We start from the raw sequence: 11,511 nt of genomic DNA, 5'->3' as shown, positions 1-11,511 counted from the left end.
ACACTATTAAAGTACATAAAAAAATAAATAATCTTAAATCACGAAAATTCGAAGATTATTTCATGCGTAATCACTATGGATTATAAAAAAATTTGCATCTTTGCAAAAATTATGGTATATTACATATGACGAAGGTGACCAGGGGTCACAAACTGGCGAATCACTAATGCAACCAATCATTAGGGTTTGCCTTTTATTTTATCTAAATTAGACAAAGAAAACCCTTTAAACTTTAAAGGCTTATTTATCCCTATCAAATTTTAAATATGAAAAAAAGTTATGACAGTTAAATCGGCCACAACTTTTTATATTTTACGATAATATGCTTTTGTACATAACGTTAAGAATACGTATAATTTTTGCGTTAGATGGATTTATTTTAGCTTGGATTTCATCAGGTTTTATATCAACAATAGGGGATATTTTAAATAAAATTTCTAGTGTAGTAAACAATTGAGATTGTTCAATTTTTTTTGTTTTAATCTCAGACATTAAAAAGGGGAGAACTGGTTCATAATGATTTACAATATTTCTTAATTTTCTGATTTGCTCAATCTGTCCAGCAAAAGCAACGACGTTTTTTGAACTTACTTTAGTTGTATCTATATTCATTATTTTCGATATTATCTTTTTTTGAAGTTCATCAGGAAGCATCAAAAATAGCGTTTGTAATTCTCCCATAGTCAAAGCATTAGGAATAATCCATAAAGGAACTATTTGTTGTTTTTTATAACAATGTCGAATTAATTTATTCGAACATTCTTCATAATCTTCTAATACACTTCCATCTACGCTAGAATTTGTTGCAATTTGATAAATATGAATCAAAACATCAGTTTTTCTTTTAATATTGTAATTATCAATTATTTTCTTAATATTTCCCTTTTCTGTTACATATAAATAATTAAAATTTGAACAAAACTGTGGAGGAAGCTCGGTCTGTTTTGTTATAAACGATTGTATTTCACTCACATAAGAAATACAATGAATATCTTTTTCTTCATTATCTATATATAATTTACAGATTTCTGAAAACAGAACATTTTTTAACTTTCTCTCGAAATAGCCGATTGCCTCATAAAGCTTTTTTGCAAATTTATCATCTATGTTTATTAGATTTATCAATTCTTTAAAATTTGCTTCTTTTTTATAAACCAACTTTCCTTTATTATTTCTCCCCGTTGAAAAATATTCTTTGTATGGATTAATCAAAGAAATGTAATTTCGCTCTTCAAAATAATGTCTGTCTTCATCATCAACGATAATTTTTTTACTCTCTTTTAAATATTCTATTTGTTCATCAATAGTCTTATATGTTTTATAATTTGTACCTGTTTCACTCATTTAATTCACACTTTCTTATATTGTAACCGTTTCTATTTTACCATGAAAGTGGTTATATTACTAAACGTAATAAATGCTATTTTAAGCCTATAAGTTCTAATATTCCTTCTTTTAATTTCGGATGTTTTAATAACTTCTTTTTAAGTTCTTTACTTGAAATGGCTGTTGGAGAAAATGGTTTAATGCCTAATATTTTTGCCAGTTTTCTTCTTTTGTATTCTGGTATATGCATCACAAAATATCGTTTATCAAAGTTTTGAACACCATCCTCTTCATTGAATTTTAAATAAGGATTATTCGATTTAACTCTAGAAGCCACGGTTGTTTCGATTAGCTTTTTCGTATACTTTGCAGTCTGTTTTCGAACTGCATTTTCTTTTTGTTTGATATTTTTGATACGCACAGGAATGTTTAAGTTCAACAACTCTTTTAAAATGCTTTCAACTTCATCTAGTGAGGATGGAGTATGGCCATTATCGATTTTATAATTGTGTACATATGAAATGAATGAACACCAGTTATCTAAGAATTTAGTAGAGACGCCTCGTTCAATATTATCAATATAACGCCTTAATTCAGAATGGAAGCCATTTACACCATTAATGGTTAAATGTTTTTCTTTCTTCAATTCATTCATCTGCTTATAGGTCAGAATTCCAGCTCCTTCAACGTAATCCAATAAATCATTTTCATACGCTCTAATTAGAGCTTTTTCGTTTTTACATTTAGCTTTGTTCTTATGGTACTGACTATGAATCACATAATGAGGTAAAGACTCCATACTTGTATACTGCGTATAAATTGGATTCATATCTGTACAGATAAATGTAACATTTTTTAAATAAGGATGAATATTAAGGTAAATATCATCTAATTCAATATGGCCCATACATACATGCTTTGCGATAGCATGACCGACTTCATCGACAGCACACAATACTGTTCCAAATTCATTACCCATGGTTCCATATTTTGACGGTTCACTTCTCCTTCGGCCTTTTCTTCTTTTTCCACTTTTCAAAACATCCGTTGGATTATCAATTCCTTTCTGTGTTTCATGAAAAAACATTTCATCCATTTGAATCACGCCGTGAAGTTCTGGCTTTGGAACATAAACAAAAAGTTATCTCAACTTCTGAACCATCATTAAAACTGTCGGTCTTGTTATTTCGACTACGTAATGTTCATTGATTAAAGTGTTCATAATCAAATCTACAGAAGAAAAATGTAACATTTCATACAAAACTTTAGTCCATACATTCCATGACCATGGAGACTTTTCCAATATAGTATTTGTAAATTTTGTAAATTTTTTGCAACATGATTTGCATTGATATCGCTGCAAACCATGTTGTGTTTTTCCTTTTTTAATAATATTTGTACTCTGACAATATGGACAGGATACAGTTACCGTATCCAAATGTTTCTCTATATCGTGAGCATAGGTGATTACTAGAGATTTTGGAACAGATTTATTTTTGGATTTAGCATACTGATTGATTAATTTTTCTGCTTCAGATGGAGCCAGTTTGTTGAGCTCATCTAAAAGATTTTTTCTTTTATGAGACATGATTTTGACCTAAATTTTAGCTTTCTTCCTTCTCCCATTTTATCACTTTTACAAGTATAAGAAAAAAGCGTAAATAAAGCATATTTACACCTTTTGTTAAATATAGGTCCTAATTCTTTTACTAGAACCATCAAAAGCGATTTCTCTTTTTATTTACATCGAACTGTCACTCTATTTTTCGCATCCAAAGTACACGTAAATAAAGTCAAAGGATAAGAAGATGAAGTCATTTCTTCTACACTTTCTGGACTTAAAGTTTCAATCACAGCCACATGATACACAAATTGATTTCCCAGTGCATCCGTAAATACAACCTTAATACCCGGATTTAAACTATGAATTCTTCCAAAATGAAACCAAGAATTATGTGCCGCAATCACCATATTTCCCTTATATACACTACCCGAATATCGACAAGGCGCTAGCTTCATCAAATCATATGTAAACTCACTCGTAACAGGAAGCTTAATATCCAAAGAAGGAATCTCAATCGTTCCAATACAAGATAAATCATCTAGTTCTACTTCAGGCATATCCATATCTGGATCTATTAATACATCTGGATCCAAATCATTCTTCAAATTATATGCAGCCAATATCTTTTCTTCACTCTTTTTAGCCCGAAATGTATCATACACATTAAATAAAGCTAATCCTAAGCCGAGTACAACACAAATACACCCAATATATTTTAGAACTTGCTTAGGCATATACATCCCAGTCCCACAAACAATAATACAGGTACAGGCCACCATAATTGTCCTGTCAAAGGAAGATTTGATTCAGGCTTTGCAGAATCAACAACCTTATTCAAACTATTCTTTAACACAATATGATCCCCTTCTCGATATGAACTTACACTATATCCAGAAGGAACACTTGTCTCAACACAACTCCACCTCATATCACCCGACAAATCATTCCAAGCATAGGTCCAATGATTTTCTTCACTTAATACCTGATGATCTACAACCTTACCATCCCCAAGTAAATCTACACCAATAGAACTTGGACGATTCTTCTTGTCATCATCCTTCCATACTTTTTGAACACGCAAAGAAGTCGTTTCAACTCTAGGCTCATACTTTAATTCAACATCACAATCTTTATCCACATAAACAACAGAAACCGACATTGTATACTTGGCATTATCTAAAGCCTTCACCAAATAAACACCTTTAGTTAAATGAGAAAATAAAGCCTTGCCATCTAAATCTGACTTCACTTCATCATCCCATTCAATATTGTCACGATCAATATAATCACCAAGAATATTCCAATCCTGTGAAACCGAATAGGATTTAAAAGCACCCACCAAATTATAATCTGCATCCGCCACACGATATAATCGAACATCTATATTTGAAGCTGGACAAGTCACTGTTAAACTCGAAAAATCACTTGCGAAAACAGGAGTACATACAAGAACAAAAAGAAATATACACAATACACTACGAATTATTTTTTTCACGCCCTCTTAACCTCCATATCTTCGAAACAACAAAACCAACCAACAAGAATACAACACCAACACAAGAAGCCACTACTAAAGTATCCACACGAGCTGCATCTGAAGTAATACTTGATTCATCATACAAACTATCCACCACACGATGACCACGAACCATCAACCGCTGTGTATTAATACCATACGGCGTACACGTAAGTAACGTACAAAGATCTTTACCCTCTTCAATCTCTAAAGGCCCATAATCCTCAGGCTCTACAACCGAAATCTTATCCACCTCATACGCCAAAACCTTGCCATACACATGCAGATAAAATAAATCCCCCTTTTCAAGACGATCAATATCCGTAAACAAACGAGCACTCGGAAGCCCCCTATGACCAGAAATAACACAATGCGTACTACTACCACCAACAGGAAGCGAAGAACCCTCTAAATGACCAACACCCACCTGTAATACCGAATCATCCACACTATGATAAATAGCTAACTTACAACGAATCTCAGGTATCGTAATATATCCCATCATACCCGTACCATCCGCATTTAATAGACTTTTATACACAGATAGATCTGAATCACTAGGAGTAAAACGCCCACTATTCGAAACCAACAATGAATTATAAGAAATAGCCAAATCTATTGCAGCCTGCTTATCCTGATCATCCATCTTTTCTATCTTCTCAGAATAATTCGCCACAACAGCCGTTTGATGTTTAGAATTCCAATAATTACTCACCGTTGGATACAACAATAAGGAAAGGCCCGTAATAAAAACAAGTATCGCAATTATAGTTGAAATATGCTTCTTCATCTTACAACCCTCTCCCTATCATCTAATCAATTACTATTTATTCTTAACTCTTCTCTTTGTAGCCAATACAACACCAGAACCCAATACTAATGCTCCACCAATCAAGTAGATCATTGTAGTACCAGCACCACCAGTAGAAGGTAGTACTGTTCCTGTTTTGTTTTCTACATCGACTCTATTAACTTCATCATAAGCATCTCCGTTTTTAACTTTAACTTTGCCATCTTGAGTGATTTGAACTTCCACGGCATTAGCTAATAAGTTATATCCTTTTGGAGCTTCAATCTCTTTTAGATAATATGTACCAGCTTCTAAACCTTCAATATCGATACGGCCTGTTGTTTCAAGCGATGTTAAAACAGTTTTTCCATTTTTACTATCATAACGATATTTATTATTATTCAAGCTAAACTTAAGCGCAGTGGACTCATCATTACAATTTGAATCTGTATACAGTTTAAATTTAGCACCTGCAAGTGGCTTACTTACATCACCTGTATATTTTAAAACAGGAATACCAAATGTATAGGTTGTTGTAGTAGAAGGAGCACTTTCGCTACTTACACCGTATTTTAGATACGTTTTGTTAGTATTACCTGCTCCACCAACAACTGCTGCATCAGTTAAAATTGCTTTGTAACTAATCGCTATATGATAATCTACTGTTTCGTGTGTTTTTAAATAACTATCCAAAATCGTTACTGTAAAACTATGATCATCATATGTGATCGTATAATGAGAATCCTTTGTTAAATTATTATTAAACGCTTTGCCTGATTCATCAGTACCAGATGCAACCGCCATTATTGGCGAATCCGTGAGATCATTAATTTTTGAGATCAATTTTAATCCAGTTGAAAGTGTATCATGCAATACATATCCTTGTGCGCCTTTTTTTACATCGATGATTGTCTGGAATGTAACTGTATCTCCAATGTTTACAGAGTTAGACTTATAATCAGTAGCAAGAACACCACCATCTGTAATAGTTTTTTTGACTGATGGTACACCATTCTTTTCTTGAATTGTTGCAGTAGGATTTGTAGTATCTAAAAGACAAAGTGCTCCCACACTAGAATCCACCAAGTAATAACCTAAATCTAAATTTTTAAAAGTTACTGTGTTATTAGAAGCTTTTGCTGTACCCTTGTTACCAATACCATTTGTAGTTGCATAAGCTAAAGCCTTTTGTGCAAATTCAGCCTGATCAGCTCCTTTTACCCAATTTGCATAACCATTTTCATCGACAGTAATATAATTCTTTGCTTCTGTAGTTTCAAAAAAGTTTTTCCATTCAGTTGATGGTCTATAAGAATAATGATTGTTTGGCTCATCATAACTTTCTAAATCTAAAAGTTTATAAATAGTATAAGTTTGTCCATCAATTGCTTTATCGATTGTAATTTCTCCTTTTTCTGTTGTTGCTGTAGTTCCTTCATCAGCCTTTACGTTACAACTCATTGATACTACCATCATGAACGCAAACATAATGGCAGCAATTTTCTTAATTAGTTTCATTGCTTTCTCCTATTCTTTGATTTGTCATTTAAATCATTCTTTTTATTTATATTTGTCAGAACTATCAAGCTTGCTAAAACCAACATCGCACCTGATATTCTGTAAAGCAGGGATCCATACCCACCTGTGGAAGGTAGTATTTTAGTACGGCTTCTATTTGTAACAGTCACCGTTTGCCCGTTTGTTGCAGCATTTGTAGATTCACCTTCCCCTTTATAATCTACTGTATACTGCAATTTATTTATTGTTACTTCTTTTGAAGGATCAGTAATCGGATTACCTTTATCATCTAGTTCATAAACGTAATAATTTTTATTTATATCTAGATTCACAAATTTGGCTTCTTTTTCTTCTTGATCAGAAGGACCAAATTCTATAGAAACAATATCTACTGGATTCTTTAAATCTGAATTATCATACAAACCAAATCTATAAGTTCCACTCACCGGTTTTTTTGAATTTCCTGCTGCATCGTTAATAAAATTCTTTTTAATAACAATACCCTTCTTTTGGTTTGTTAAATCAAACTTAAAATCCGATGTACTATTACACTTTATAATGTCATCTCTTTTCAAACATTGATTTACATAGTCTGAATATATACCATTTTCTTTTTTGATACACATAATATAACGTACAGTATCATCCTTTATGTAACCATTAGGGGCACTTTCTTCTGACACTTTATATATTGTGTTATAGTCCAATACCCATTGTGCACTAGATCCAAAGGTGATTTCACCTTGTTCATTTGTGGTCGCTGACCAAGTTTTGTCTGTTTGAGCTTCAACAATTTCGTCATTTTTTAGTTCACATTCCGCAACTTTAAAAACTGCTCCTTGCAATCGCAAGCTAATATTGCTTGCATCTCGTTTTATTATTTTTAATTGAGGGTTATTTGAACTTTGTGTGCTACCGCCTGCGTCATAAGTAAAGTTTTCAATTTTTACAGTCTCACCTCTCGAAGAACTATATCCCTTCCAATAAGCTGTATTTGTAACACTGACTTTTTCTCCAGGCGCAGCATTTACCGTTGCCGTATATGTAATCTTCAGTTTCTTATCCTTTGGAATCTCTATTTCTAATTTATTATTTTCATAGGATACACGTGCATCATCTACTTGTTGACCTTGAGTATCTTCTACTTTAATTGTATCCAAATCTAAAATTAAATTACTTCCTAATTCATCAACTAGTTTTAGTTTATTATCTACACCATTTGACGGTAAATCTTGATTTAATGAATTTGTTTCAATTGTATAATTAATTTTTTGTCCATTTTGTACCTGGCTCTTCGTTATATTCTTCATTGACAGAGTTACATTAGAATGAGCACTATCTATATTCTCTGTACCTTCTGCATTTTGAAGAATAACATTATTTGTGAATTTCACCTCTTCTGATCCAAGCAATACTTTCGGGTCCGTTACTTTACAGACAACCTGAACATCTACTGAATATTTATCAGTAACCTTTCCTGCATAAAAATCACCTAATTCAATTAAAGCTTGATTTCCCTTTACGTAATAATTTGTTGTCCTAGACTCATTGTCATCATCATTTGCAGTAATACTTTTTTTAGTCCATCCTTCACCAAGATTCTCTATGATCTTCGATTGTATTGATCCTTTATTCTTCTGTTCTTCACCAATCCATTTGATACGTATATATGCCAACTGCATACCATCTGGAATTTGTTCTAATACACGATAACTTCCAGATAAGTGTCCTGAATAATTTACTTTGAAGGCCCATGACGCATATAAACCAGCACCCGTTTCTTTTAATTTGTCTTTTACTATTCTAGTTTCTGGTCCCCCAACCGTATTCTTATCCGTACCATCCTTATTACTTTTAATGTTTTGACCATCATAAGTAAATGTTTGGCCTAATTCTTTTAAAATGTTTTCACCACCACAAAGATCCTTTGTAGCATTACCTCTTTCAATAAAATTTACTCCATCATCACTAGTTTTTATACTATTTTTAAAAACATAGGTTTCACGATATTTAGTTGGTAAACTTTCCGGTTCACTCGTAACCACAAAATAAAGATTATTATCATTTCCTAAAGTTATATTTTTAGTTGATTTCAGTGTTAGTTCACTGTATCTATCTTCACCAGAAAAATCCTTACTACTTCCCATACTTTGTTCAAATAAGTTTTTATCTAATTCTTTTAATGTATTATTATTCAACAAATTCGTTAAATCATTACTATTGATTTCATCCGGAATCACACCTTGATAAACTCCAACTAAAGAATCAGAATGTAGATATGAAGTTTTCAAATCTTTATCTGTAGATATACAATCTTGAAATACAGTTCCTTTTGGTATAGATGTACCCTTCACTTCAATCAACCAATATAACTTACCATTAGTCCAAGACGTTGCATCCTTTTCTGCCCTAACATAATCCCAAGCTTTTTTATGTACATTCATACTATAATTACCAGAAACAATTACTTCTTCAGAATTCGATACAATATCCGATATATCAATATCTTTTCCATTTCGATTTACTTTTCCACTTAATGTAAATGTATTCTTCAAATTCAATTCCGTAAAAGAAGCTGTTTTTGATTGAGCTACATAATATGTAAATCTATACGCATTATTTCCATTATTTCCATTCTTCCAACCCATATCAGAAGGCATTAGGCTAAACTCATGTAAGGAATCAATTTTAACCCATTTTGTTTCCTCTGTTTGATAAGTATTTTTCTCAGAATCATATTGCAAGCTTTCAACCTTGACATACCCCACATACACCATTTTATCTGTATTTAGACTATCCTTCATTTGAACACTTGTTACATCAAACTCATTTTTAGTTTTGTTCACATCAACTGTATACTCATAACTACCTTTAGGCACGACAAAAGAATTATCTGTTGATAAATCTTGTTTAATGTGACCATTCTCAATCAAATATTTTCCTTCTCCATTAGAAATCGTTATTGTTTTTTCATCATTTGTTTTTTCACCGACACGCTTTTCACTCCATGAATATTCATTTAAAATCTGTTCATTGTAAACACGATCAACCGCATCATTAAAATTCTTACCTGCATTTGAAGCAGAAAACAAATAACGATTTTTTACATCTAATGTCCCAGATTTAATAGCCGCAAAAGCCTCTGGTTTTACAGTTAAAGTGTATGTCACATATAAAGAATCTCCAGGATTTATTGTAATCGGCTTATCCGTTTTGCCAGTTAATTTAAATCTTGTTGGATTTCCATCTGAATCTGTCCAATTTGTTTTATACTCACCCTGATTCAATGACCACCCAACCTGAATATCTTTAATTTCTTCAAAATCCTGTTTTCCATCATCTTTCTTGTAAAACTTTACTGAATCTTTATTATATGAAATATATTCTAACGCTCTACTGTCTGTTTTAATATTATCTCCCGCATAATTCAAATCATCAAAAAGCTCGAAATTCTTAAGTGAATAATTACTTCCATCTTTATGTAATCCAAACTCTAGTTTGTAAGGAATCAAATAATTACCATTCGCATCTTTTTTTATATCTCCATCTACACTTTTTTTCATCAAATCACTGTACTTAATTTGTGGAACAAAATCCGCCTTGCTATTATCCCTATCATAAACAATATTTTGATTCGTTTTAGAATAAACATGAGCTTCGTTCGTAATTGTATTTCCGTTTAAAGCTTTATTATCTGCCAACTTTACATAATATGTAAGGACACGCTTTTCATTAGGATCCATATCACCAATATTCCAAACTAAACTTCCAGGGTTTAGTGCTTCAGCAGCATTTGTATCAGGTATTGGATTTGTCTCGTCACTCGTCTCAACGCCCAAATATACTTTTCCATGTTCAGAGCTAGTATTATTTACAATCGTCTCAAAAGGATTCGGTTTATCCGCATTACCATTAAGTATAGTTACAGTTTTATCAATTCCAATATATGACACTAAATCTTTACGTTGAGTAAATCTATCGACAACAATTATATTTTTAGCACCATTTGAACCTGCAGTAACTGTAATGGAGTATTTAATATAATCATTATTTTTATCTACTTCATCTTTACTACAAATCTTATTTACACTTATATCGCCAAATCGTTCTAAAAAATCCATTCCATAATTCAGCTTAATACCATTTATGTTAGTATCTAATTGACCATTAGAATCTAAGCTACTTAAATCAATCTTTCCTTCCACATAAAATTCACCAGAAAACGTACTTGTTTCCGCTTCAGATCCATTTAATAATTTTTGTAGGTATTCTTGATAATAAGTGACAACAACTTTACCATTAGAGGCATTGATTTCACCAATTTTTTCATTTGTGTCTTTATCCATCATTGGAGTAGTTATATCAACAAAACTTAAAAAGACTGGAAGATTATAAGTAAATTTACAATTACATTTTTCCAAAAATTCTTTTGTATGAATTTTCTGGAATTTAACTAAAATCTTTAAACTCGTATTATTCGGACTTTCTCCATTTGAGATTTCCGTCCATTGATTATTATTCTTTACATATAGAATGGTAGACTCAATATTATCTGGATGTTCATTTAAAACAAAATCTACATTTGTCTTGGACTCTTCTTGTCCATCTATAGTTTGTTCAGCATCTTTTAATTCTGATTCTGTAACTGTTTCTACTTCATCACTAGGTTCTGTTGTCTCTGTTTGTGTATTCTCTTCTTCTACAGGCTGTTCTTCTTCCCTTTCGTAACAATCTTCAGTATGTTGATGTTCTTCTTTACCACACACTAATTCATCATCTTGAAAACACTCTTCAGTA

Annotated in this window: 8 protein-coding genes; all 8 read right to left on the bottom strand. The window is 32.0% G+C overall.

What is annotated here, in order from left to right:
- Positions 1 to 312 precede the first annotated feature (312 nt).
- Positions 313 to 1,344, bottom strand: coding sequence for an Abi family protein (locus tag Q0F04_RS10020; protein ID WP_295752914.1), 1,032 nt, complete (start codon positions 1,342 to 1,344; stop codon positions 313 to 315).
- Between the two features lie 76 nt (positions 1,345 to 1,420).
- Entirely contained in the window at positions 1,421 to 2,431 is a 1,011-nt protein-coding gene (locus Q0F04_RS10015; RefSeq protein WP_295752912.1) for a hypothetical protein, read from the bottom strand.
- A gap of 36 nt (positions 2,432 to 2,467) precedes the next feature.
- Complete coding sequence (locus Q0F04_RS10010; protein WP_295752910.1) at positions 2,468 to 2,914, bottom strand: IS1 family transposase; 447 nt, start codon at positions 2,912 to 2,914, stop codon at positions 2,468 to 2,470.
- Positions 2,915 to 3,063: 149 nt separating this feature from the next.
- Positions 3,064 to 3,624, bottom strand: coding sequence for a sortase (locus Q0F04_RS10005; protein WP_295752908.1), 561 nt, complete (start codon positions 3,622 to 3,624; stop codon positions 3,064 to 3,066).
- Positions 3,606 to 4,385, bottom strand: a complete 780-nt coding sequence (locus Q0F04_RS10000) for a Cna B-type domain-containing protein (protein WP_295752906.1) — start codon at positions 4,383 to 4,385, stop codon at positions 3,606 to 3,608. The genes Q0F04_RS10005 and Q0F04_RS10000 overlap by 19 nt, the downstream gene beginning before the upstream one ends.
- Complete coding sequence (locus Q0F04_RS09995) at positions 4,366 to 5,196, bottom strand: class C sortase (protein WP_295752904.1); 831 nt, start codon at positions 5,194 to 5,196, stop codon at positions 4,366 to 4,368. The genes Q0F04_RS10000 and Q0F04_RS09995 overlap by 20 nt, the downstream gene beginning before the upstream one ends.
- Before the next feature lie 33 nt (positions 5,197 to 5,229).
- A complete protein-coding gene (locus Q0F04_RS09990) occupies positions 5,230 to 6,714 on the bottom strand; it encodes a SpaH/EbpB family LPXTG-anchored major pilin (protein ID WP_295752902.1) in 1,485 nt (494 codons plus the stop codon).
- The coding region (locus Q0F04_RS09985) for a SpaA isopeptide-forming pilin-related protein (protein WP_295752900.1) at positions 6,711 to 11,511 on the bottom strand (4,801 nt) is incomplete at its 5' end. The genes Q0F04_RS09985 and Q0F04_RS09990, both read right to left, overlap by 4 nt.

Source organism: uncultured Holdemanella sp., from assembly GCF_934772795.1.
Lineage (GTDB): Bacteria > Bacillota_I > Bacilli_A > Erysipelotrichales > Erysipelotrichaceae > Holdemanella.
Note: the sequence above shows the minus strand (reverse complement) of the source record. Positions and strands in the feature narration are given on the sequence as shown.

What these genes read in the sequence shown, in the direction of transcription:
- Q0F04_RS10020 (WP_295752914.1), bottom strand. Translation starts at nt 1,344, where the DNA reads ATGAGTGAAACAGGTACAAATTATAAAACATATAAGACTATTGATGAA.
- Q0F04_RS10010 (WP_295752910.1), bottom strand. Translation starts at nt 2,914, where the DNA reads ATGTCTCATAAAAGAAAAAATCTTTTAGATGAGCTCAACAAACTGGCT.
- Q0F04_RS10005 (WP_295752908.1), bottom strand. Translation starts at nt 3,624, where the DNA reads ATGCCTAAGCAAGTTCTAAAATATATTGGGTGTATTTGTGTTGTACTC.
- Q0F04_RS09995 (WP_295752904.1), bottom strand. Translation starts at nt 5,196, where the DNA reads ATGAAGAAGCATATTTCAACTATAATTGCGATACTTGTTTTTATTACG.
- Q0F04_RS09990 (WP_295752902.1), bottom strand. Translation starts at nt 6,714, where the DNA reads ATGAAACTAATTAAGAAAATTGCTGCCATTATGTTTGCGTTCATGATG.